The 22879-nt window shown below is 53.7% G+C and carries 21 protein-coding genes; 5 read left to right on the forward strand and 16 right to left on the reverse strand.

What is annotated here, in order from left to right:
* Positions 1-55 precede the first annotated feature (55 nt).
* Positions 56-1705 carry an APC family permease gene (locus AAC01S_RS14105; protein WP_067623645.1) on the reverse strand — a complete coding sequence of 550 codons (1650 nt, stop codon included), beginning with the start codon at positions 1703-1705 and terminating at the stop codon, positions 56-58.
* Positions 1706-1972: 267 nt separating this feature from the next.
* Here AAC01S_RS14105 and AAC01S_RS14110 point away from each other — a divergent pair, with 267 nt between their 5' ends.
* Entirely contained in the window at positions 1973-3223 is a 1251-nt protein-coding gene (locus tag AAC01S_RS14110) for an aminotransferase-like domain-containing protein (protein ID WP_067623647.1), read from the forward strand.
* 55 nt (positions 3224-3278) lie between these two features.
* On the opposite strand, the gene AAC01S_RS14115 is transcribed toward AAC01S_RS14110, so the two are convergent.
* The 9 genes from AAC01S_RS14115 to AAC01S_RS14150 form a co-directional block, all read right to left on the reverse strand.
* Positions 3279-4772 (reverse strand): RecQ family ATP-dependent DNA helicase, encoded by a 1494-nt coding sequence (locus AAC01S_RS14115; protein ID WP_306307189.1) that lies wholly within the window; start codon positions 4770-4772, stop codon positions 3279-3281.
* Entirely contained in the window at positions 4744-5094 is a 351-nt protein-coding gene (locus AAC01S_RS20150; RefSeq protein WP_306307190.1) for a DEAD/DEAH box helicase, read from the reverse strand. Before AAC01S_RS20150 ends, AAC01S_RS14115 begins: the two co-directional genes overlap by 29 nt.
* Before the next feature lie 16 nt (positions 5095-5110).
* Positions 5111-5422 carry an MTH1187 family thiamine-binding protein gene (locus AAC01S_RS14120; protein WP_067623649.1) on the reverse strand — a complete coding sequence of 104 codons (312 nt, stop codon included), beginning with the start codon at positions 5420-5422 and terminating at the stop codon, positions 5111-5113.
* 155 nt (positions 5423-5577) lie between these two features.
* The gene (locus AAC01S_RS14125) at positions 5578-6873 is read right to left on the reverse strand and encodes a homocysteine synthase (protein WP_067623652.1); all 1296 of its coding nucleotides are present in this window, start codon (positions 6871-6873) and stop codon (positions 5578-5580) included.
* 125 nt (positions 6874-6998) lie between these two features.
* Entirely contained in the window at positions 6999-8039 is a 1041-nt protein-coding gene (locus tag AAC01S_RS14130; RefSeq protein WP_067623655.1) for a FecCD family ABC transporter permease, read from the reverse strand.
* Entirely contained in the window at positions 8039-9082 is a 1044-nt protein-coding gene (locus tag AAC01S_RS14135) for a FecCD family ABC transporter permease (RefSeq protein ID WP_067623657.1), read from the reverse strand. Before AAC01S_RS14135 ends, AAC01S_RS14130 begins: the two co-directional genes overlap by 1 nt.
* Positions 9083-9097: 15 nt before the next feature.
* Positions 9098-9895, reverse strand: a complete 798-nt coding sequence (locus AAC01S_RS14140; protein ID WP_067623660.1) for an IucA/IucC family C-terminal-domain containing protein — start codon at positions 9893-9895, stop codon at positions 9098-9100.
* Positions 9896-9909: 14 nt separating this feature from the next.
* Positions 9910-10887: an ABC transporter substrate-binding protein gene (locus tag AAC01S_RS14145; RefSeq protein ID WP_067623666.1), complete on the reverse strand. Its 978-nt coding sequence runs from the start codon at positions 10885-10887 to the stop codon at positions 9910-9912.
* Between the two features lie 240 nt (positions 10888-11127).
* Positions 11128-11934, reverse strand: coding sequence for an ABC transporter ATP-binding protein (locus AAC01S_RS14150; RefSeq protein ID WP_067623668.1), 807 nt, complete (start codon positions 11932-11934; stop codon positions 11128-11130).
* A 292-nt stretch (positions 11935-12226) separates the two neighbouring features.
* On the opposite strand from AAC01S_RS14150, the gene AAC01S_RS14155 reads away from it, so the two are divergent.
* Positions 12227-12436, forward strand: a complete 210-nt coding sequence (locus AAC01S_RS14155; RefSeq protein WP_067623671.1) for a DUF3311 domain-containing protein — start codon at positions 12227-12229, stop codon at positions 12434-12436.
* Between the two features lie 33 nt (positions 12437-12469).
* Positions 12470-13975 (forward strand): monocarboxylate uptake permease MctP, encoded by a 1506-nt coding sequence (gene mctP / locus AAC01S_RS14160; RefSeq protein ID WP_067623674.1) that lies wholly within the window; start codon positions 12470-12472, stop codon positions 13973-13975.
* Between the two features lie 79 nt (positions 13976-14054).
* Here mctP and AAC01S_RS14165 read toward each other — a convergent pair whose 3' ends face one another.
* Together AAC01S_RS14165 and AAC01S_RS14170 are read right to left on the reverse strand one after the other, a co-directional pair.
* Positions 14055-15716, reverse strand: a complete 1662-nt coding sequence (locus AAC01S_RS14165) for a PAS domain S-box protein (RefSeq protein WP_067623676.1) — start codon at positions 15714-15716, stop codon at positions 14055-14057.
* Positions 15717-15797: 81 nt separating this feature from the next.
* The gene (locus tag AAC01S_RS14170) at positions 15798-16445 is read right to left on the reverse strand and encodes a response regulator (RefSeq protein ID WP_067623679.1); all 648 of its coding nucleotides are present in this window, start codon (positions 16443-16445) and stop codon (positions 15798-15800) included.
* A 116-nt stretch (positions 16446-16561) separates the two neighbouring features.
* Here AAC01S_RS14170 and AAC01S_RS14175 point away from each other — a divergent pair, with 116 nt between their 5' ends.
* The gene (locus AAC01S_RS14175; RefSeq protein WP_083511821.1) at positions 16562-17395 is read left to right on the forward strand and encodes a sensor histidine kinase; all 834 of its coding nucleotides are present in this window, start codon (positions 16562-16564) and stop codon (positions 17393-17395) included.
* A gap of 68 nt (positions 17396-17463) precedes the next feature.
* Here AAC01S_RS14175 and AAC01S_RS14180 read toward each other — a convergent pair whose 3' ends face one another.
* Positions 17464-18189: a helix-turn-helix domain-containing protein gene (locus tag AAC01S_RS14180; RefSeq protein ID WP_067623685.1), complete on the reverse strand. Its 726-nt coding sequence runs from the start codon at positions 18187-18189 to the stop codon at positions 17464-17466.
* A gap of 168 nt (positions 18190-18357) precedes the next feature.
* Complete coding sequence (locus AAC01S_RS14185) at positions 18358-19356, reverse strand: FTR1 family iron permease (RefSeq protein ID WP_067623688.1); 999 nt, start codon at positions 19354-19356, stop codon at positions 18358-18360.
* A gap of 234 nt (positions 19357-19590) precedes the next feature.
* Here AAC01S_RS14185 and AAC01S_RS14190 point away from each other — a divergent pair, with 234 nt between their 5' ends.
* The gene (locus AAC01S_RS14190; protein ID WP_083511822.1) at positions 19591-20271 is read left to right on the forward strand and encodes an MgtC/SapB family protein; all 681 of its coding nucleotides are present in this window, start codon (positions 19591-19593) and stop codon (positions 20269-20271) included.
* 14 nt (positions 20272-20285) lie between these two features.
* Here the strand turns inward: AAC01S_RS14190 and AAC01S_RS14195 are convergent, their stop codons facing one another.
* Positions 20286-21485: an MFS transporter gene (locus tag AAC01S_RS14195; RefSeq protein ID WP_067623690.1), complete on the reverse strand. Its 1200-nt coding sequence runs from the start codon at positions 21483-21485 to the stop codon at positions 20286-20288.
* Positions 21482-22678, reverse strand: coding sequence for an MFS transporter (locus AAC01S_RS14200; protein WP_169794054.1), 1197 nt, complete (start codon positions 22676-22678; stop codon positions 21482-21484). The genes AAC01S_RS14195 and AAC01S_RS14200 overlap by 4 nt, the downstream gene beginning before the upstream one ends.
* Positions 22679-22879: the final 201 nt, after the last annotated feature.

A 22879-nucleotide genomic window follows, 5' to 3' on the forward strand; every position in this document is an offset into this window, starting at 1 on the left:
TCATTCAACCCACTCCTTTGTCTCGGTGATGTGATGAGCGAGGGCGAACGATGTCTTAGAAGTTGAGATCATAGTCCACCAGTTCAGGTTCCTCGACGTCGTACGATTCGGATCCTACCGGGATCTGCCCGTGCAGCGCCGCAGGGAACGACAGGCCCGACAAAGCGCCAAGCACCCAGAAGACGATGCCTCCGAGGCCGACGATGATGGAATCCCATGGCGCAGGGATGATGCCTTTGCCTTCATACGTGCCAAGGTAGGACATCAAGGGGAGAAAGATCATGGCGCCAATCAACCAGAAACCAGCCGCCAAGTGTCGACGCGGCCATTTCTGCCTCGCCATGGCCATCAAGTACAATACGATGCCGACGGCGAAGAACAGCATGACTCGCCCGGTGGTTGGCCAACCGATCCAATAGATGATCAGACACGACACCGCGCTGGCGACAGGCGCCGTCAGGTTCAGCCAGGGAACGCGAAAGGGTCGGCTTTGATTCGGAACCGTTCTTCTCAACACACTGACCGTGGCGGGGGTTACGAGATTCGTAAACACCGCGCAAGTGACGACGACACTGATGAGCGATTGCCAGCTTGGAAATGGAAGCAGGAAGATCAAGCCGACAACGGTGTTCACGACGATGGCTGCAACAGGAACGCCTCGCGACTTATCCACCGTCGCCAATCTTTTCGGTGCCCATCCCTGCAACCCCATCGCATAGAGGATGCGAGCCACGGTGGCTGTACCTGTCAAGGCCGTTCCGGATGGCGAGACGACGGAGTCCGCGTAGAGAATGTACGAAAACCAGACAAGATTCACGGAGGTCAACAACTGCACAAAGGGCGCATTGAAATCGAGACTGGTCCATCCACTGTGCAGAACGTTCGTTGGAAGTGCCCCAATGAACACGACCTGCAAGAGGACATAGACGACAAACGAGATCCCCACCACTGCCAGAATCGCGAGTGGAATGTGCTTTTTCGGATTTCTCGCTTCAGCAGCCAACTGAATCGGACCCGTGGAACCAAGGTACGAATAGATAATCCCTGACGTCGCAAGCGCCACAAACACGCCTTTCATCCCAGTCGGGAAGAACCCACCTGACGCGACAGAGGTGAAATTCGCAGGATGAAAGCTGGTGATGAGCAAGATGATGATGGTGGAGACCGGGACAATCAGTTTGACAATCGTAAGCGGTGTGTTGATCCGGGCAAACCAGCGAATTCCCAAAAAATTCACGTACGAGAATACGCAGACGAGCACGGCGGCCAGGAAAATGCCAAGGGCGCTCATGCGGCTTCCTGAGAACAGCGCCGGAAGATAGGAACTCGCGTATTGAATCACCGCAGAGGCCTCTGTCGCCGCGCCTGCGGCGCCTGGAATCCAGCTTCCCCACGCCACCATGAAACCAACAAAGCTGCCATGAGAATACATCGGGTAACGCATCGCACCGCCGGCGCGAGGGAACATGCCGACGAGTTCGGAATTGGGCAGTGTGCTCAGGAGAATGGCGAATGCGCCAAGCACCCAAGCGACGATGGAACCAGCGCCAGCTGTCTTTGCTGCGTTAAACGATCCAAACAGCCACCCCGACCCGATCACGCCGGTGATGGAAACCATCAGAAGATCGCGAAACGTCAGCTCTCGCTTGTACTCTTTTGCATCCGGATCGACAGAGACCGCCTTCTGTTTCAACGCTGGTTCCATGTTCAATCACCTCTTCATGTAATGTTTAATTACACATAAACTTGAAATGCCCCAGCCCTCACCCGCTTTTCAGACTGAATTGAGAATATTATGTGAGTATTTATGAACACAATATGCCATTTCAGGTGATTTAGTCAATAAATTGTGTAAATTTTTATTTTTAATGTAATTTAACTTAACATAACGTGTTGCAGTCTCACTGAAATCGCCATACACTTTGGTCATCGCAGGCGTTGGGTCTTCATGACCACAGAAGGAGTGGAGTCAATGATTCGATCAGGAACAGGGAACTTGGACCATTCGGTCGTGTTCGCGGAACGTTCAAAGCGAAAAGCTGGGATCTCCGCATTTCAATTTTCCGGGCGTTCGGTGGAAAACGACGAGATCATTTCGCTGAATTTTGGATTGCCTGACGAATCGTTGTTTCAGATCCCGAATCTCCAAGAGGCCTGCATGCGAGCGTTGCACGCGGATCATGTCAAAGCGCTCCAATACGGTGGAGCGACGGGGACTCGACGGTTGCCGAACTTCATCGCGGCAAGATTCGCCAGGCAATGGGGAACGTCGGCAGAACACGGCGCCGTGCTCGTCACGAACGGTTCTTCGCAGGCTCTGGACTTGATTGGTCGGCTGTTTTTGGATCCCGGTGACGAGGTGTGGATGGAGGAACCAACGTATTTTGGGGCCATCCACATATTCACGCTCAATGGTGCGACACTGCGAGGATTTCCGATCGACCACGACGGTTTGATCACGGATGCGGTTGAAGAAGATTTGATCCATCGAAAGAACAGCAACGCTCCGATGCCCAAGCTGCTGTACACCATTCCGAACTACCACAACCCAACTGGCTTAACCATGTCCGGACCACGGCGCGAACACCTTGCCCGCCTCGCGCGCGAATATGGATTTTACATCGTCGAAGACGATGCCTACGGTGAACTGGGTTTCTCTGGAGCCGTCTCTCCGCCTATTCGAACCATGGCACCGGAAAACACGTTGTATGTATCGACATTTTCCAAAACCATCGCTCCTGGATTTCGCCTGGGTTCCGTCATCGCACCGGAGCAGATCATTCAGGGCCTGCAGTCCATGAAGGCGGAAGGGGGAACCGGCGGGCTGATTCAAGAGATGATGGCCAACTTGCTCGAGTCGATGGATTACGACCATCATGTTCGATCCATCGCAGCAATGTACCATGCTCGCTGTGATGCGATGATTCGGGCGATGGCGTCGTGTATGCCGGAAGGTTGCAGTTGGACAATGCCAAAAGGAGGTTTTTTTGTCTGGGCGACACTGCCCGAACACGTTGAAACAGCGGCTCTCTGGAGCTGTGCCCTCAGGCATGGCGTCAGCTTCGTCGGCGGCCAACCGTTCTACGTCTCGGAAAGCGGCGCAAATCGGATGCGGCTGAGTTTTTCCTATTATCCCCCCGACCAAATTGAAGAAGGGATCTTTCGGCTCGGATCGGCAGTGAAGGCCTATCTCTCGGACGCATCGCGCGAAAACGCCGGGTAGATGAAAGGCTGGCTGAAGTCCGGCCTTTCAAGCCTTGGGATCTCATCCAATCGCGTTAAAGTGGTTGACTCGGCGCAGACAGGTGGCTCTGGATGACGTCGAGGAATTGCTGACCATAACGCTCGAACTTCAGTTCCCCGACCCCTTTCACCCTGAGCATGGATCGCTTGTCCAACGGGCAAAGCTCAGCCAATTCACGGAGTGTGGCGTCGGAGAAGATAATGTATGGAGGAATGCCTTGATCCTCGGCCAAACGCCTGCGCAACTGCCGAAGCTGCTCAAATAAGCCCGTGTCCTTGGGTCTCGAGACGTTGCTCCGCGACACATGCAGCACTTTCGCCAGCACGCGCGCTTCTTGCTTGAGAACTGGCCCTGCCTTTGGAAGCAGTTGCAGCACAGGATACTTGTCCGCTGTGAGACGCAGGTAACCGCCAGCCACGAGGTTGCGTATCAGGCCCATCACCGTTTTTTCAGGTGTCGTCTTCATCAACCCATACGTGGGCAGCTTGTCCAACCCAAGTTTGACAATCCGTTGATCCTTCGATCCTCTGAGTACTCCGACCACCAGCTTGATCCCATACCGCCCTCGAAGTCGGTGCACGCAGGAGAGGATCTGCTGCGCAGGCACGGTGATGTCCTCCACATCGAACGTCTGCTGGCAGTTACCGCAGCGGCTGCAGTCCCCCGCGGACTCGCCGAAGTAGCCGAGGATAAACTTCTGCAGGCATTCGGTCGTCTGGCAGTAGTCTGCCATGGCGTACAATTTCCTGAGCTCGATCCGCCGCCTGTCCTCCGACCCGACACTTTGATCAATCAAGTACTTTTGAATCGCGACATCTTCGGGGCTGTACAACAGCACACACTCACTCGGCGTGCCGTCGCGCCCCGCCCGCCCCACTTCCTGGTAATAGGCTTCGAGATTTTTCGGCATATTGTGGTGGATCACAAACCGTACGTTTGACTTGTCGATACCCATGCCAAACGCGTTGGTCGCCACCATCACACGGATTTCATCGTAGAGAAACTGATTTTGACTGTGCGTTCGCTCGGCAGCGCTCATCCCGCCATGGTACCGCCCAACCGCGCAACCATGCCGCTGCAGGACTTCGTACAGCGCATCCACCTCTTTGCGCGTAGCCGCGTACACGATGCCGCACTCTTCGGAATGATTGGCCACGTAGTTCAGGATGTATTCTCGACGATCCCAGCCGGACAGCACCGACAACGACAAATTCTCGCGGGCGAAACCAGCGATATAGACATCTGGGTTGTGCAATCGCAGCGACGCGCTGATGTCCTTCACCACTTCTGGCGTCGCCGTCGCGGTTAGCGCCGCCACGACGGGCCGATTGTCCAATTGATCTAAAAAAGGAGCGATCAGTTGATAACTGGGCCGGAAGTCGTGCCCCCAGTGAGAGAGACAGTGTGCTTCGTCCACTGCGACACATGAAGGCCGCAAGCTGTTCAGCCATTTGGCGAACCCTTCGACTTCCAGCCGCTCGGGAGAGACGTAGATCAGCTTAAAGACGCCTACCTCCGCCTGCCTCATGCGATCGCGAACGTCCAGCGCCGTCAGCGAACTGTTGATGAACGTTAGGAATGCCAAAGGCCGTCAGCGAATCCACCTGGTCCTTCATCAATGACACCAACGGCGAGACAACCACAATCACCCCGTCCAACACCAAGGCAGGTATCTGGTAGCACAGCGACTTGCCGCCGCCCGTCGGCATCACGCCAACCGTATCCACGCCGCGCAGCACGCTGCTGATAATCCGTTCCTGTCCTTCGCGGAAAGAATCGTAGCCAAAGTATCGCTTCAGTACTTGTTTCGCTCTCAAGAGGAGTTCATCGTCATCTTGCGTCTGCACCATCGTCTGCAAGCCACCTTCAATTCTGTTGATTCAGTTGCGCCTGAACGACGGAGACCTTTTCTTCCATCGCGTGTTGAACGTCTCGGCGATCGTCGATCTTCACGACCGTGGACAGCCTTTGAGCACCCATCGCCACGAGTGCCTCGTGCATCTCTTCAATCGCCGCAAAAATCTCCGACAGTTCGCCCTCAATAGTTGTAAACATCGGATCGAGTCGAGTTTTCAAGTTTGGATATCGAGCGAGAACTCTTTGCGTTTCGACGACATACTCACTGACACTTGTGTTGCCGGTTCCCAACGGTGCCACGCTTACCGCGACAATAGCCATAACCGATTCCCCTCCATCACCATCTCGATTGGCTCGTCTGTCTGTCATTCACAAGTGTACCTGGATCCGATTGGGCATTCCAGTAGAGCTGAATTTGCGCCCGAAACAAAAAACACGCGAGCGAATGCTTCGCGTGTCTCGAGTTCGATTCGAACTCAGATCTGTTGGCTCGCATCGATGGCTTGCCTCAAGTCATCCAAAATGTCCTCAATCGCCTCCGTGCCAATCGACAGTCGAATCAAGCCAGGCGTGACGCCGGCGGCCAATTGCTCCTCCTCCGACATCTGCTGGTGCGTGGTGCTGGCCGGGTGAATGATGAGCGACTTGGAATCCCCCACATTCGCGAGATGCGAGAACAGCTTCACCGACTCGATGACCTTCTTGCCTGCCGAGACGCCGCCCTGAATTTCAAACGTCAGAATCGCGCCTTGACCCTTTGGCAAATACTTCTTGGCCAATTCGTAAGACGCGTGACTCTCGAGCCCGGGATAATTGACCCACGAAACGGCTGGATGGGTTTCAAGGAAATTCGCGACCGCGAGCGCATTCTCACTGTGCCTCTGCATCCTCAGGTGAAGCGTCTCCAGGCCTTGCAACAGGAGGAACGCGTTGAACGGAGACAAAGACGCCCCCATGTCGCGCAGCAATTGAACGCGGGCCTTGATGATGTACGCAATGGGTCCCACAGCCTCGGAGAAAACCACACCGTGGTAGCTCGGATCCGGCGTCGTCAACCCCGGGAACTTGCCGCTCGCGGCCCAGTCAAACTTACCGCCGTCGACAATGACGCCGCCAATCGACGTCCCATGTCCGCCGATAAATTTTGTCGCCGAGTGGACCACAATGTCGGCCCCGTGATCGATAGGACGGAGCAGGTACGGGCTTGGAAATGTGTTGTCGACGATCAGCGGGATGCCGTGCTCATGCGCAATCTTGGCCACAGCCTCCACGTCGAGCACGTCACCCTTCGGATTGCCGATGGTTTCGGCGTAGAGGGCCTTCGTCTTCGGCGTGATCGCGGCACGGAAATTCTCCGGATTCTCCGGATCGACAAAGCGCACGGTTATCCCAATCTTCTGAAACGTATGAGCGAACAAATTGTACGTCCCGCCGTACAAACTCGTCGAAGAAACGATTTCGTCGCCCGCGCCGGCGATGTTCAAGATGGAGTAGGTGATAGCCGCCTGTCCCGAAGCGGTCGCCAACGCGGCCGCACCGCCTTCAAGCGCGGCAACCCGCTTTTCGAAGACGTCCGTGGTTGGATTCATGATGCGGGTATAGATGTTGCCGAACTCTTTCAGGGCGAACAGGTCTGCGGCGTGATCGGAGTCGCGGAATCCGTAGGACGTCGTCTGGTAAATTGGAACTGCGCGGGAAAACGTGGTTGGATCAATTTCCTGCCCTGCGTGGACGGCCAGCGTTTCTGGTCGCAATTGCTTTGCTTCTGTCATTTCGTCGAACCTCCCATTTCATTTTAATATCCGATAAAACAATTGGATTACTATGCATTTGCATTATCGTAGGGGATTTATTTCATATACGCAAGTGTTTTTCCTGCATTGGATCATACATTCGCCTACCCCCGGGCTTTGGCCAACAAATACAGAAAATACGGTGTACCAATCACCGCCACGACGATCCCCGTGGGAATTTCGATGTTATGCGCCATTACGCGGGACAATGAGTCAGCAAGAAGCAGCAGCAGACTGCCGGTAAAAGCGGAGGTTGAAACGAGAACCTGATGTCGAGCTCCAACGAGACGACGAGCCACGTGCGGCGCAATCAATCCAATGAAAGCGATGCTGCCAAGCGCGGCGACACACGCGCCAGCGAGCGCTACGGAACAGCCGAGCAGAATCAATCGTTCTCGCTCCATGGCGACGCCGAGTCCGATGGCCAATGAATCGCCAAGATTCAATACATTCAAAGTGCGAGCCTTGAAAATGACAAATGGAATTAACACGACGATCCACGGCAACAGGGCCACGACATACTGCCAGTCCGTTCCCATGATGCTGCCCGCGAGCCAGGTGGCTACGAATTGGAAGTTCTGTGGATCGAGTGTCAGTTCGAGAATCATCATGATGGCATTGATGGCGGCAGCGATGGCGATGCCAACCAAGACTAACCGCGTCGGGCGAAGGCCTTCGCCGCGTTTCCACGTGCATAGGTAAATCAGGGCTGCTGTGAGACCTGCGCCAACGAAAGCGAACATCGGCAACAGGAATGATCCTTCCAGGTTGGGCAGCACCGTAATACATAGAACGACGACCAGGCCAGCGCCAGCGTTGATGCCGAGAATGCCGGGATCGGACAATGGATTTCGGGTGATTCCTTGCAGTATACAGCCAGAAACGGCCAAACCAGCTCCCGCAAGGACACAAATGACAATCCGCGGCAACCGAAAGTCGAATAAGATCAGATTGTCCTTGGACGAGCCTGAACCAAGCATGGTGCGCGCGAGATCGACCGGTGACAAGTGGATAACCCCGGTATCCATGCTCCAAACAAACACCAATACGATGAATACAGCAAGCGCGCTCTGCACGAACCACGCCTTGTTTCGGCGCGATCCCGACCGAACAGCTGGTGGGCTTGTCGATTGGTGCGCAAACATTAGTGAATCCCCCTGTCCTGCCGAGCCAAGTAGAGAAAGAACGGGACGCCGATGAGGGCAATCAACGCACCTATTGGAGTTTCGTACGGCGGATTGATCATCCGCGCGGCGACATCGGCAATCACCATCAGCAGCGCGCCGAAGATCGCCGAACCTGGAATAATCCAGCGATAATCCGCCCCAACGAGCGACCTCGTCATGTGTGGAACGACCAGGCCCACGAACGCGATGGGTCCACCGATGGCGACCGCGGAACCAGCCAACAGGACGACCCACAATACCCCGAATAGTCGCGTACGCATAACCCGTTGCCCCAGAGAGACAGCAACATCCTCGCCTAAGCTCAGCAACGTGATTTGCCGGGATAGACCCACAGATCCGAGCAGTCCGATTGCGACCACTGGCATCATCCAGTCGACCTGGTTCCACGTAACTCCGGACAAGCCCCCGGCGAGCCAATAGGTCAAATCCTGGCTGAGTCCGAAGTACAAGGCGATCCCCTGACTCAATGCCACCAATAAAGCGCTGATGGCGGCTCCGGACAGGGCTAGGCGAATCGGTGTCAAGCCGCCGCGCGACAGCGATCCGATGCCATATACCAGTGCTGCGCCCACTCCTGCCCCGACAAATGAACAAACCAGCAATCCTGAGAACGGGAGTTTTGGCGTCAGCGCGAAACTGAGCGCCAACAACAATTCCGATCCGCCGTTGATTGCAAGCAAACCTGGGTCGGCGAGCGGATTTCGGGTCATGCCTTGCATCAGCGCACCTGCGACGGCAAATCCAGCGCCGACGAACGCGCCCGCGACAGCCCGAGGCATACGGATGGCTCGAATGACCTGCTGATTGGTTACGTGTGATTGAAAATGGAACAAAGCTTGCCAAACCGTGGATATAGGCACCGGATCGGCCCCAACGGAGACGGAGACCGCCATGGCGAACACTAGGACGACAAGACCCGAAATGAGAGCAATGACGGCAATTCGCGGCCGCGATTTCACTTGTTCCATTGACTGAGATAATGCCTGTCTGGTTTCGTTCATCGACCTATCTCATTCCTACAACTCAGGTTGGGCGATGGCTTGCGCACGATATTGAGCACGCCGATCCGCACGCTCCGATTCTTTCAGCCGCGGGCAATTGAAACAATACTGTCCGCCGGATCGACGGTAATCCAAGCAACAGGTTGGTTGCAAATATACCTGTTGATTCGGATCTTCCAGACTCTCGACGGTTCGCCATCTCACATCCAGCGGATTGCGTTTGCATCCAAACAGGCTTCCAGGCAATCCTTGCAAATACGCATAGTCTGCAGCGACTCGTTCGGACAACTGCGGATCTCTCACGTGTTGAAACATGTCCAGAAACCATCTGAATTTCGGCGGCAGCTGGCCCCATAATTCACGGGCCGAGATACCGGTTCGTCCACTTAACGCATCGAAAAGCGGATGAACGGTTTGCCGATAGAAAGTGAACAGTTCCCTTTCTCGCCATGCCAAGCGGCCAGCAGCCGTACCAGGGGCCTTGACCATCTTCCACGAATCCACTCGAAATGAGAAACAATACGCTTCCCCATCCGGGTACAATTCGATATGCAGCCTCTCCGGGGACAAATCCAGCGCGGCGTTTCTCACGGACAAACCGTACTGAAAACCCGCGGCGACAAAAGCGAACCACTTTGCGAAAGCAACCGCGGCGACTTCTTCCGCGTCCGCCCGGATGGACATTTGATATGTCTTCAGGAAAGCCGCTAACCAGGTTCCGTCAATCAGTTCGGATACAGCGCAAGTATAGGTTCGTTCACTTTGACTTGCTGTCGTCATCCTGAACAACCGCGTGAATTCGTCTGTCCACATACGCCGCATATCCTTTACTTCGCGAGATCGCGTACCACATCGGAAATGACATCCTCATTCGCGATCACGCCGTTATTCACCCAGTGCCCGTAGTTCACGGTGTATACATGCCCCGCCTTCACGGCAGGAAGGTCCTTCCACACCGGATTGTTTTTTAATGCTTGCAGTTCTGCACTGCTGTCATTTCCTGTAACTACAAAAATGTCATCCGCCTTGAGCTGCGGCAATTCTTCAAACGAAATTTCCCCCCAGCCCTTCGCAATCGCTGGCGGAGTCAATCCCAAATCTCCATACACTTCTTGTCCAGCGAAGTTGCCCGGCCCAATCAAAAACAGCTGCTTTCCTGACGGTTCGATAATCGCGACCGTATGATTCCCTACCGTCGATTTTAGTTTTGCTTTGGCAGCCGCGACGATTTTGTCATATTGCTTGAGCGCCGCTTGCGCCTTCGCAGACTTGTTCAACAACTTTCCCAACGTAAGTAGTTCTTGACGCCAAGTGGCCTGCGCGCCACTCTTGACATTGAACACGTACGTCGGTGCAATCTTGGAATACTGCGCGTACTTCCCGTTTTCAGCTAACACGGTGGAGAATAATATGATAAAGTCCGGATTCAACGCCAATACCGATTCCGGATCCAATCCATTACCTGAAAAATCGATATGGGGAACGCCTTTAAGCCATTTTTGGAGATAGTCGTCCACCACATTGCCGCTCGAATACTGCCCAACAATCTCCTTGGTCTCGCCTAAGGTAATCAATGGATCTTCCAGTGTCGGCGCCCATATGCGCTGCGGATTGGCTGGAACCGTGACGCGATGACCCATGCCATCAATCACAGTCTTCGGCTGCGCGTGTGCTTGCGCGATACTGGCTGCTCCATTGGCCTGATTCGCAGCTTGATTGTTTGCCCCTGTCTCACATCCGGCCAAAGTGACAGTCGACACCGCGACGGACAACGCAACTGCCCAAACTTTGTATGTACCCATCATCCACAATCTCTCCTCAACTCGTAAGTCCACTCCGCCAAAAACGAGAGATGAACAGTCCGTTGTCATACATGACTGATTTAGTCATCTTTCATGTACTGTAAGTATACTGTTTGCTATGTCTAACTTCAATAGTTAGTTGATACTAATCGATCGGAGATGGACGTTACTTGAGGAGAGACATATGGCATTGGGTCAGTTCGAACATCGTTCCGGTTGAAGTCGTTCCGATGGAAGGCACGTTTACACCTTTGACGCTTGATCCACCCGCGCCAACCCGTGCGGGATACAGAGCATGGTACCCGTACGTGGATCCGGTATGATATCGGCCTCAATGCCAAATACCTCCCGGCACATTTGTTCGTGAATAACTTCGTTCGGTGTCCCTCGATAGATGGCTTCGCCGTGGCGAATCGCCACAATATAATGCGCGTATCTTGCAGCGTGATTCAAATCATGAAGGACCATGACAATGGTGCGCTTCTGCTCCCGATGCAGGCGTTCCAGCAATTCCAACACTTCGAGTTGATGCGCAATGTCCAGGAAGGTCGTCGGCTCGTCGAGAAACAGGATATCCGTCCCTTGGGCCAACGCCATCGCAATCCAAGCGCGTTGCCGCTGACCACCCGACATCTGATCAACGAGTCTATCCGCCAAGGTCTCCATTCCAGTCACGGAAAGCGCCCAATCTATCATCTCTCTATCCGTGCGTGTCAGCGTTCCGAACCCGCGTTGGTAGGGAAATCTCCCATACGACACCAATTCCCGTACCGTCAAGCCATCCGGTGCAACAGGATTTTGCGGGAGGATTGCCAGCTCTTTGGCGAGATCGCGCGATGGGAGTCGCGTAATTGACTTCCCGTCAAGATATACGTGACCCGATTTCGCCTTCATCAACCTAGCCATGGTCTTCAAGATGGTTGACTTTCCTGAGCCATTTGCACCGACGAGCGCGGTGATTTGGCCGTCGGGAATCGCCAAATCCAGATTCCGAACAATGAACTCATCCGTGTATCCAACAGACAGTTGTTCCGTTGCCAGACGTGCCATCGAATTCCCTCCACTGTTTCAAATCCGTCCTCACCAAACGTGGTCATTATATCACTGGACGGTGAGCCCACGTAAACCAGTGGTCGGAGATCAAACTTTACAAAATGAGCAACATGCCGAGACCAACTACCAGACATTTTAGAATTTTTGACAAACAAGAGTAGATATTTAAAATAGGACGTGTCATACTCGACCCGAAGTCGAGTGCGAACAAGCATGAACGCGCTTCCATCAGCCTGTATCTCTGAGTTGGGATGATCCCAACGCTGCGTCCTGGAAGGGAGGTTGTCTTGTGGACGAAGCAACGTCGAAGAAAAAGGGCAGCCCTTGGTGGTACTTGCTTGCCCTGATCCCCTTGATTGGTACCTTATTTCCGGCGTTCTACTCATCGGTTACGCCAACCCTGTGGGGAATTCCATTTTTCTACTGGTATCAAATGCTTTGGGTCATCATTAGTTCGCTGGTGACGTTCGTCATGTACCTTGCTCTCAAAGAGAACTAGCAGAGAATCCACAAAAGGAGGGATGAATTCCCTATGCAATGGGCCGCTCTTATCGTCTTTATCATTCTTTTCGCACTTGTAACCGTTCTTGGCTTTGTCGCCGCCAGATGGCGAAGGGGGGACCTCTCTCAGCTTGAAGAATGGGGCTTGGCGGGGCGCCGTTTCGGCACCATCATCACGTGGTTCCTCGTCGGTGGAGATCTCTATACCGCCTACACGTTTATCGCCGTTCCCGCCCTGATGTACGGGGCCGGTGCCATGGGTTTTTACGCAGTACCGTACACCATCGTCGTCTATCCTGTCTTTTTCATCATTCTGCCCCGACTTTGGTCAGTCGCCAAGAAGCACGGCTACGTCACGGCCGCTGATTTTGTCGAGGGCCGTTTCGACGACAAATTGCTGGCTCTGGCGATCGCGATCACGGGTATCGTCGCAACGATGCCTTACATCGCGCTTCAGTTGACAGGTATGCAAGCTGTGATTGCGGCCATGGGCATCGGCGGCGACTGGCCCTTGATTGTGGCGTTCATCATTCTCGCGCTGTATACGTACACGAGCGGACTTCGGGCACCGGCGATGATCGCCGTTGTCAAGGATTTGATGATTTACATCACAGTGATTGTCGCCATTATCGTCATTCCTATCAAGCTTGGTGGATTCAGCCACATATTCCACTCCGCGCAAACGGCGCTCGCGACCCATACGCCGCCAGGCGCATTCATCACGTCGCCGCAAACAGCGTCTGTCTACGGCACGCTCGCCTTTGGTTCTGCCCTGGCCCTGTTCCTGTATCCGCACGCGATGACGGGCGTATTCAGCGCCAACAGCCGCAAAGCCGTGAAACGCAACATGGCCCTGTTGCCGGCCTATTCGTTTGCGCTCGGCATTATTGCATTGCTCGGATTTATGGCGCTCGCAGCGGGGATCAACACCAAGTCGACGTCGTCCGCCGTGCCGTTGTTGTTCATCAAAGAGTTTCCTGGATGGTTTGCAGGTTTCGGATTTGCGGCAATCGCGATTGGCGCACTGGTTCCAGCGGCAATCATGTCCATTGCGGCTTCCAACCTGTTTACCCGCAATATCTACAAAACCTTCTTTTACAAGAATGCGACTAGTCAGCACGAGGCAAAAGTTGCAAAAATCGTTTCGCTCCTCGTCAAACTTGGCGCACTGGTCTTCATCATTGGATTTCCTCAACAATACGCGATCAGCATGCAGCAAGTCGGCGGTATCCTTGTGCTGCAAACGCTTCCAGCCCTCATATTGGGCCTGTACACGCGTTGGTTCCACCGCCGAGCATTGCTGATTGGCTGGCTCGCAGGCATCGTCTACGGTATTTACATGTGGTCGACAACAGGCTTTAAGTCGACAACGTATGTCCTCAATCTCTTCGGTCATCCCATTGCGGCGTACGCAGCCATTTGGGCTCTCATTGTGAACGTGATCGTCACAGTCGTTTTGACCCTCGCGTTCAACGCAGCAAAAGTGTACAACGGAGAAGACAGCACAGTCGCCGCCGATTATTCAGCGAGCCTCTAAACCCCAAAACACGGAAACCGCCTCTCTGGCATCGACAGGATGTTCAGAAAGGCGGTTTTTGTCAGTTATTTCACACTGCCTACAGTGGAATCTCAATCCGAACTTCGGTGCCCCTTCCCTCCTCGCTGTCAATCTCGAGTGTCCCCAGATGCGATTCGATAATTTTTCGACTCGCGACAATTCCGAGTCCTGTTCCGGACGGCTTGGTCGTGTAAAACGGCTCGCCGACGTATTCCAATGTGTCTTTTGCGATCCCGGGCCCATTGTCTCGTATCGTCGTCACCACTTTGTCGTCGGCAACACGAACTTCAATCTCGATCTCCCCGCCGGTCGGCATCGCTTCAATCGAATTTTTTAATACGTTCACGAATACCTGCTTCAGCCGATTTTTGTCACAGTTGATTTCGATCTCGGTCGCTACTATGCGCTTGCTCATGCAAATGTTGTGCAAAGCGGCATGTGGGTCCATGAGGTCGAGCACCTCATTCAGAATGCTTACGTAGTTCTGTCGTTCCATATGTGGAGCCGACGGTTTGGAAAATACCAACAGTTCGCCGGCGATCAGGTCAATGCGCTCCAATTCACTTTGCATAATGACAAGGTATGGCTCTCTGACTTCCCGGGACTGCAACATGAGTTGCACAAAACCCTTCAGCGCCGTCAACGGATTTCGTATTTCATGCGCGATGCTTGCCGCCATTTGTCCAATCGCGGACAGTCGTTCGGATTTAATCAGAAGTTCTTCTGCGAGACGCTGGCTCGTGATGTCGCGAATCGTCCAGAAGAATCCCGTCACTCGGCCATCCACGAGGATCGGTATCTTCTTTTCGTAGACTTCTATCTGCCTGCCGCTCTTATGAAGAAGGCCGGCGAATAAACTCAACAGCTCACCTCGAACGATCCGGTCAAATCGTTCCTTGGCGCCCAGTCGATATTCAGGCGCAATCAAGTCCGCATAATACCTCCCGATTAACTCCTCTGGTTGATACCCAAGGATCGGTGTGCACGAGGGATTCACCGACTGGATGACGCCATTCAAATCCACGGACACGACCATGTCGCCGTCGTGATCGAACAAGGAGCGATAGCGCTGCTCGCTCTCCCTCAATTTTTCAATGGTTCGATATTCTTCGGTTGCATCTCGAAACAGGACCGCCCACTCGACCTCGCGATCGTTTGAGTGGATTGGAATTTTCGTGACGTCGTAAGCGACAAACGGCGTACCTTGCTCTCTGTGGATGTGACGAACGTGCGCAATCTTACCGGGATCCTCGTTCTGAATGCCCGACAGTTGAAGTAACAACTGCCCATGCTTGTCCTGGCAATTCGTCATCAATTGCTTCCCAGTTTTCCTCTGATAACCGTCCATATGGAGTCCCGTCAGCCGCAACATCGCCGTGTTGGCGTCAAGCCATCGACCTTGGCCATCTGTGAAGCAGACTGGCTCGGAGATGGAATTCACCAGCGTTCGCAGACGACGCTCACGGCACAGCAGTTCAGAAGGATCCATTCGCGGTACGGAGGGAGCGTACTGCGATATTTTGAATCGAATCGGCCTTGCCGTCAGCCAATGCAAGACCAAATAGAGAACCACGAGAGAACCAACGAGATACAACACTCGCCACAGCGGCCCGAGCGGTTCCGGATTCCAGACTGCGAAGACGGATATGGCAAACCATAGAGTGACGGGAATGACCTGCGCATATTCGGCCCCGAATCGTCTGTGTAATGTGCACTTCACTGAACTATCCCCTTGTCTGAAGGAGCTTCTCAGTTCAGCATATTCCAGGGAATCGTTGGCGATGATTTCTTCATGGATTCGTCACTTTTCATCGACGTGATCGCGCGCATACACCGCAAGTTGAACACGATTTTTGATATGCAGCTTCGCCATGATATTTTTCAAATGGTTTTTCACTGTGTTTTCCGAAATGAAGAGCGCCTCGGCAATCTCTTTGTTGGTGGCCCCCTGTTTGACGAATTGTAAAATTTCTCGTTCGCGGGCAGTCAGAGCATTCGGGGCCGACGGCGTCTCTTTGAGAGATCCAGTCTTAAACTCAGCCAGAATTCGTTCCGCCATCGATTGTGTGACGTGTGCTTCGCCTTGCAAGATCCCGAGTAGATAGGTAACCCACTCGGCAGGCTGCAAGCTTTTGACCAAATAGCCTTGTGCCCCATGACGAATGGCTTCAAACAGATCCGCCGCGTCGTCCGAGACGCTGAGAATCACGACAGTCATATAAGGCAGTTCGCGTTTGATGATTCGGGTCGCCTCAAAACCGTTAAGAACAGGCATATTGATATCCATGAGGACTAAGTCCGGCATCCATTGCATCGCCTTTTCCACAGCTTCTTGCCCGTTCGTCGCCTCCGCGACCACATTCAGCCGCGGCTCCGAATCCAACAGAATGCGGATGGCTTTACGCGCCATTTCGTTGTCATCGGCCACTAAAATGTCATAATTTCGCATGGAATGCCCCCTGACCATCGTCCCTGTCACAAATCCCTGTCTCATGGTTCGTCATTCACTAGTATAATGGACTCGCCGCGTCATTGGCGAAATGCTCTACATTTGCGGAGGTTCCGATGATTCCATTACGAACCAAAGTCTCGTTGTTTTTAACCCCAGCCATCGTGATTGGCCTCTTTGAGACTATAAGACATACATTATTGGAGAATATCCTCCCCATGGAATTGGGAAATTGGATTACAGCCTGTATCGATGCCGGCGTGATCGCACTGGTGTCCCGAACGCTGTTTCTCACGTATGCCAAAAAAGAACAAGAGCTAAGCCAAGAGCGAGCATCGCGGGCCATTCTCCTGGAGCGGGAGCGATTGGCGCGCGTGTTGCACGATCAGATTGCACAATCCATCTTTTACTCAGGCGTACAAGTCTCTTCCGCCAGGACGAAATTTCAGCAAGGAATGGTAGAGACGTTGGAGAAGGACCTCGGTGATGTGCTTCTCTCTTTGCGCGAGATCGACGAAAACATACGGCAGGCCATATTCAATCTGAGGCAGGATCCCCTGGAAGGATCCGATTTTGGCGAACGGATCCGTTTCTTCTTGGACAAGTCGCTATCTGAGCGGAATATATCGTGGGATTTTCAAGTCTCGGATCGCGATATCACGCTTAGTCCAGCCGACCAAGTTCAATTGTTTGGAATTCTTCAAGAAGCAATAGCCAATGTGATCAAGCACTCCCAAGCCACCCATGTGACGGTGCGATTGACTTCCGAAAGCGCCGATCACTCGCATTGGACGTTCCTCATCCAAGACAATGGTATCGGGTTTCACACGAACACGGTTCACGACGGACGCTACGGAATGGAGATCATGGCAAGCAGAGCCAGGGATATCAAAGCTCAATTCTCCATCCAATCGGAGTCAGGCAACACGAAAGTCACTGTGAGGAGATAGTGCCATCGGTGGCAGTTAAGAAGCGCCGTGACGCCTCGGCCTGCCACCACGTCGTCCCCTTGTGTCCCTCACTCGCCGTCGTAATCAGGGTGCATCTCAATCTTCTTCTTTAGTTCTGCGATCACGTCTTCCAAATCCAATTTCTGCGCCTCCAAGTGGCGAAGCGCCCGCTTCAGGGCGAGCAGGTTGGTCGCGTCCAACTGGTCCATGTCGATCCAATCCTGCATCGGTCGCAGCGCCTGCATCGCACCGCGCCTCCCCGGCTTCATTCGAGGATCGCGACGAGGATCTCGATGGGGGCCAAATCCCATGAATCCAGGCCCGAATGGCGGCTGATGCCCCGGTCCGCAGTGTGCAGACGCGCCTCTCTGGTACCCGTGGTCTTCCATCGGATGTTCATTCTCTTGCATTTCATCATCCTCCGTTTCAATATGATCGCGACTTACGCTTCCGTAGATGGTTCGCTCGATGTCCTGAACTTGCTCCCACGTAAACTGCATGCCTGTGGTCGCAATACCCACATTGGTTAGAAACCTCGTCGACAATCCCAAGTACTCGGCAAGCATGGAAAGATTCCAGTCCGATTGCGCACTCCAGTCTGGTTCGGGTGGAATGATACGACCCAACCGCTTGCCTAGAGCTTCCACGTCGCCGTACAAGAACCGGCGATGACCCACTTGTCCGCTGCCCACCCAATACGTTGGCAACCAGCCTTGCGCACAGTACCAGCGAATGGTGGATGGTGCAACACCCAGCAATGATGCCGCTTCCTGTACACGCAGGTAATGTCCCATTGCGTACTCACCTCCTTGTTTGAATATAATACTATAAGAAATTCATACAGTTCGCAAGTGAATAAACGCGGCCAAAAACGTCGAAGGGGCAGAGACTGTTCTTCAACGAACAACCTCTGCCCCGATGTATCGCGATCTCATGGAGTGGTACAGCTTCAACGATAAGGTTCATTCCGTGGAAACAGCCGCGGTGGAAACCGTGGTCTTACCGCGCGGCTTGAACCGCTCCATGCGGGCCGCATAATACGAGCCAATGATGAAGATGGCTGCGATAATCTGTGCAATCACCGTTTCCCAGTTGTTAAAGACAGAGAACCACGTGCCCGCCCAAGCTGGGATATTCACGCCAAACGTGTGCGTCGGAATCCAGTTGGCCAACTGCATCTCATTGACTTGCTCGCCAACCATGATTTCAAAGACGACACCGAGCATGATCCCAGTGAACACAAGCATTCTTTTGTACGGAAGCTTCTGATGGGCAATGAATGTAAAATAGCCAGTGATCAAGATCAACACCAAGCCGAAAGCCGTTCCGAGTACCACATTCGCGGTTCCCACTTGCAAGCGAATGCTCTGGAGAAAGATATCTACTTCAAATCCTTCTCGATACACCGAGGCGAAACCTAGGACGACCAGCCCTTTGTAAGCAACAGATTTGACTGCTTCCATGCGGTCGTCCCCCGCCGACTCGATCGAATGGATAAGTTCTTTTTTCTTTCGATTTTGAAAGGAAATCCACCCTGTCCAATAGATGCGGTGGAAGAACCAGTTCATGACAATCAGGAGTACCACAATCGCCAGGAGACCTGTAAACGCTTGAATATTATTCTCTGACGTCGTGGTGGCAGCCAACGCAAGAATGCCAACCAAGATGAACCATGTCACCAGTGTGGCTGCAAACCCGATTCCAGCTCCGCCGGCAATGGGCTTCCAATATACTTTCTGTGTGCGTATCAGACCAGCGATGACTGCGGACAAGACCAATATGCACTCGAGCCCTTCACGATAGACGAGGACGGCTGTATCGATGATCCCTGCAGTTGGCGAAATGCCGTGCGCGGTCGGGTCTGGGTTGCCTGCGGCCGTAACAGCCTGCCATACCAGCACAGCAATGACCAATGCTCCAGCCAAGCAAACAAGGCTAGTTCTCAAAGCAGTACTCTTCATGAGATGACCTCTCCTTATGTAATATAATGTTGACTATACTAGTCACCTTTCTTCGATACGCCTATTTTATAGTTAGCCATATCTAACGTCAATGGTTAGATCGATCTAACAACATATTTTTTGCGTATAAGTCGGCGATGATTGAATTTTGGCACAATCATGTGCCATAATCGCCTTTATTTCATAGTTCATCTGTTCGGAGCCTATGCTCGTGACCCTAGGAGGAATTTTAGTATGCATGAGAATTGGGAATTCGTTGTACGGCTATTGCTATCTGGGATACTCGGTGCAGCAATCGGCGTCGAGAGAAAAGTGCATTACAAACAGGCCGGTGTAAGAACGCACTTTATTGTCGCCATTGGAAGCGCCCTGATGATGATTGTGTCGAAATACGCCTTTATGGACATTATCAATAACCACACCATTATCTTGGACCCAAGCCGCGTCGCGGCCCAAGTCGTAAGTGGCATCGGCTTTCTTGGCGCCGGCGTGATTATCTTTCAACGAAACGCAATCCGCGGCTTGACTACGGCTGCCGGGGTGTGGGCAACAGCAGGTATCGGATTAGCTGTGGGAGCTGGCATGTACATCATAGGGATCGTAAGCGCGGTGCTCGTTCTCGTCGGATTCATCACGTTGAAGCCTCTTGAGCGGCGGTTCATTCGCAACATCCAGCACGTGATGATCACCGCGGACGATCAGCCCGGACTCATTGGGAAGATCAGTGCTGCATTGGAACAGTTGGGATTGAGCATTGAACAGATGTCCATTGATCGGATGGACCAACAGCAAAGTCTGGTCGACATTGAACTATTTCTCCGCAAGCAAAAACAAATCGCCGGTACGGACAAAGTGATGCAAGTGATCGCGGAAATCGACGGCATCAAGAATGTCGTCTTTCCATCTGAGCCATAACCCGGACTCAGGAATTATCGAACCTCCGCTCGTTCCAGGGTGGTTCTCGCCACGATGCGTTCCACCCCGTAGGCGACGACAAGCAGCGCGGCAATCAGGGCGATCACGCCGAGCCATCCACAGGCGCTCCAGATTACCCCGCCTACTGCGCCAACCAAACTGGATCCGGCATAGTAAAACAACAAGTACGCGGAAGAAGCCTGTGCGCGGTACGTGGGCGCAATCTGCCCAATCCAACCGCTCGCGGTGGAATGTGCTCCGAAGAAGCCAAACGTGAAGATGGCGAGCCCGACGATCTTCACGATCAGTGGTTCAAACAACGTGGTTACGCTGCCCGCGAGCGAGATCGCGATGGAAATTTGCATGGCTTTGGAGCGACCGATGGAATCCCCCAGATTGCCTATCCACGTCGAACTGAACGTTCCCATCAAATAGACGACGAAGATGAATCCAACAAACGTCTGGCTGAGATGATATGGAGAACCCATGAGCAGATAACCTGCGTAGTTGTACATGGTCACAAATCCACCCATCAACAGAAAGCCAAGCGCATAGATGCCGATGAGCGCTCTGTTGGTGAACGCCTTCGCCAACCGAGCCAACATTTCCGTCATGCCGATTTGCTTGGGCGCAAAGTTTCTTGGCTTGGGCAACGCAAACCAGAACCATAGCGAGATCGCCAAACTGAGCAACCCCATCACCAAGATGGCGAAACGCCACGAAAACGCGTCCGTGAGTGCACCAATCACCATGCGCCCGACCATGCCGCCTACCGAAGTGCCGCTCACATACAGCCCCATCGCGCGCCCGATACCTCGCGGATCAAATTCCTCATTGACATAAGCCATCGCAATCGAGGGAAATCCGGCAATGACGACGCCTTGAAGCATGCGCAACACAAGCAACGCGATAAAGTTTGGCGATGCCGACACAAGGATGGCGAGGACGGCCGACGCCAAGAGCGATGCCGACATCAGCCGCTTGCGTCCCCAAGTGTCGGAAAGCCCGGAAACCCAGAGCATCGAGACTGCCAAAGCCGCGGTCGCCACAGACAGAGAAAGGCTCGACACGGCGGGCGACACGTGAAACTGCTTGGAGAGTTCAGGCATGATGGGTTGCGTCGTGTACAGTTCCGCGAACGTCACAAACGCCCCGCCGAAGAGAGCAAGCGTGGCGCGCACGTACGCAGGCTGACCTTGTCGAATATATGTCATGATGTCGACTCCTTTGACGACGGGTCATGGACAACCTTGGCAATCCATATCCAGTTGACTAGCAAAAGTGCCGCCGTGACGTAAAACATGATGGGAATACTAAACGCGGCGGACACCATGCCGCCGACCATGGGGCCGGCAAAGCTTCCCAAGAACGTCGCACTGCTAGTTAGGCCATACACCTTGCCGCGGTTATCGGGCGTCGTCAACCGTCCAACCAAAGCGTTGGCCGTCGGCAGGATTCCACCCATGAACATCCCCATACAGAAGCGCAGGGCGATAAACACCCAGACGGATCGCGTGAACGCCTGCGGGATCGTAAAAATCGCGTCGGCCAGCAGAGAGATGAGGAGGACGCGTTTGTAGCCGATTCGATCGCTGCGCTTGCCGAGAAACGGAGATGCGATGAGGTCCCCCATACCCGTCACAGAGAACGCGAATCCCGCGAGCGTAGCCAGGTATGGCACATTCCCCGCAAGATCTTTCACATAGACGGTCACGACCGGCTGAAGTGATCGCGTGGCGAACTGGGCGAGCAGCAGGACAAGAAACATGGGGAACAACCCTTCGATATCTCGAAGGGTCATCAGTTGTTTCCAGATTGGCTGTTTCTTGCGCTGATCGGACCGGCTCACAGCCTTGCGCTCTTTCACAATAAACAAGGTGATCACGACAGCGAGCAACGAAATTCCGGACGTCCAGAAGAAGACGAATCGATAGTCTCCAACGAGATCGGCCATGAGTCCCCCCATCAGCGGTCCGACAAGTCCGCCAACGAGCTGCCCGGTGCTCAGCCACCCCAGCGCAAAACCGAGCCTATCCTCGTCCATTTGCGTTGCCACAAGCGCGATCGCGGAAGCCGAAAAGCCGCTGAACATGCCCATGAGCAGACGCAAAACAAGCAATTCCCACACATTGTGAGAGAAGCCCATCAGGGCCGTGAATACGCATATCGCGATGCTGGATCGCAGAACCATCGCCTTGCGCCCCGAACGATCAGCCAGACTCCCCCAGATGGGCGAAAGCAACGCAGCCATCAGAAAATTGACTGAGCTTAACACACCGGACCACATGTCGACCTGCGACATCGGATGCACGCCAATCTGGATCAGATACAGCGGCAAAAACGGAGCCATGATTGTCAGAGCCGCACTCATAAAGAATTGAACGATGACCATGGGCCAAAGAATCAACGAAATCGCCTACCCCCGAAACTTTCGTGTATCTAAGTTTACTTTCGCACAGCAAAACCGAAAAGTACACCTGATGCAACGAGGTACGCCGGCCGTACGACCTACGCGCCGGCCGGCGGCACGGGAGGGCGCGAGCGCGATGGCAGGCGACCCGGCGGCGCAAATAGGCGGCACGGGAGGGCGCGAGCGCGTGGCAGGCGA

Source organism: Alicyclobacillus acidiphilus NBRC 100859 (genome assembly GCF_001544355.1).
GTDB classification, from domain to species: Bacteria; Bacillota; Bacilli; order Alicyclobacillales; family Alicyclobacillaceae; genus Alicyclobacillus; species Alicyclobacillus acidiphilus.

Excerpts from the sequence above, each read along its gene's own strand:
- mctP (WP_067623674.1), top strand. The coding sequence starts at position 12,470 with ATGCAATGGGCCGCTCTTATCGTCTTTATCATTCTTTTCGCACTTGTA.
- AAC01S_RS20150 (WP_306307190.1), bottom strand. The coding sequence starts at position 5,094 with ATGGTGCAGACGCAAGATGACGATGAACTCCTCTTGAGAGCGAAACAA.
- AAC01S_RS14125 (WP_067623652.1), bottom strand. The coding sequence starts at position 6,873 with ATGACAGAAGCAAAGCAATTGCGACCAGAAACGCTGGCCGTCCACGCA.
- AAC01S_RS14185 (WP_067623688.1), bottom strand. The coding sequence starts at position 19,356 with ATGAAGAGTACTGCTTTGAGAACTAGCCTTGTTTGCTTGGCTGGAGCA.
- AAC01S_RS14105 (WP_067623645.1), bottom strand. The coding sequence starts at position 1,705 with ATGGAACCAGCGTTGAAACAGAAGGCGGTCTCTGTCGATCCGGATGCA.
- AAC01S_RS14180 (WP_067623685.1), bottom strand. The coding sequence starts at position 18,189 with ATGGGACATTACCTGCGTGTACAGGAAGCGGCATCATTGCTGGGTGTT.
- AAC01S_RS14140 (WP_067623660.1), bottom strand. The coding sequence starts at position 9,895 with ATGTGGACAGACGAATTCACGCGGTTGTTCAGGATGACGACAGCAAGT.
- AAC01S_RS14175 (WP_083511821.1), top strand. The coding sequence starts at position 16,562 with ATGATTCCATTACGAACCAAAGTCTCGTTGTTTTTAACCCCAGCCATC.
- AAC01S_RS14130 (WP_067623655.1), bottom strand. The coding sequence starts at position 8,039 with ATGTTTGCGCACCAATCGACAAGCCCACCAGCTGTTCGGTCGGGATCG.
- AAC01S_RS14120 (WP_067623649.1), bottom strand. The coding sequence starts at position 5,422 with ATGGCTATTGTCGCGGTAAGCGTGGCACCGTTGGGAACCGGCAACACA.
- AAC01S_RS14170 (WP_067623679.1), bottom strand. The coding sequence starts at position 16,445 with ATGCGAAATTATGACATTTTAGTGGCCGATGACAACGAAATGGCGCGT.
- AAC01S_RS14150 (WP_067623668.1), bottom strand. The coding sequence starts at position 11,934 with ATGGCACGTCTGGCAACGGAACAACTGTCTGTTGGATACACGGATGAG.
- AAC01S_RS14190 (WP_083511822.1), top strand. The coding sequence starts at position 19,591 with ATGCATGAGAATTGGGAATTCGTTGTACGGCTATTGCTATCTGGGATA.
- AAC01S_RS14110 (WP_067623647.1), top strand. The coding sequence starts at position 1,973 with ATGATTCGATCAGGAACAGGGAACTTGGACCATTCGGTCGTGTTCGCG.
- AAC01S_RS14135 (WP_067623657.1), bottom strand. The coding sequence starts at position 9,082 with ATGAACGAAACCAGACAGGCATTATCTCAGTCAATGGAACAAGTGAAA.
- AAC01S_RS14145 (WP_067623666.1), bottom strand. The coding sequence starts at position 10,887 with ATGATGGGTACATACAAAGTTTGGGCAGTTGCGTTGTCCGTCGCGGTG.
- AAC01S_RS14195 (WP_067623690.1), bottom strand. The coding sequence starts at position 21,485 with ATGACATATATTCGACAAGGTCAGCCTGCGTACGTGCGCGCCACGCTT.
- AAC01S_RS14115 (WP_306307189.1), bottom strand. The coding sequence starts at position 4,772 with ATGAGGCAGGCGGAGGTAGGCGTCTTTAAGCTGATCTACGTCTCTCCC.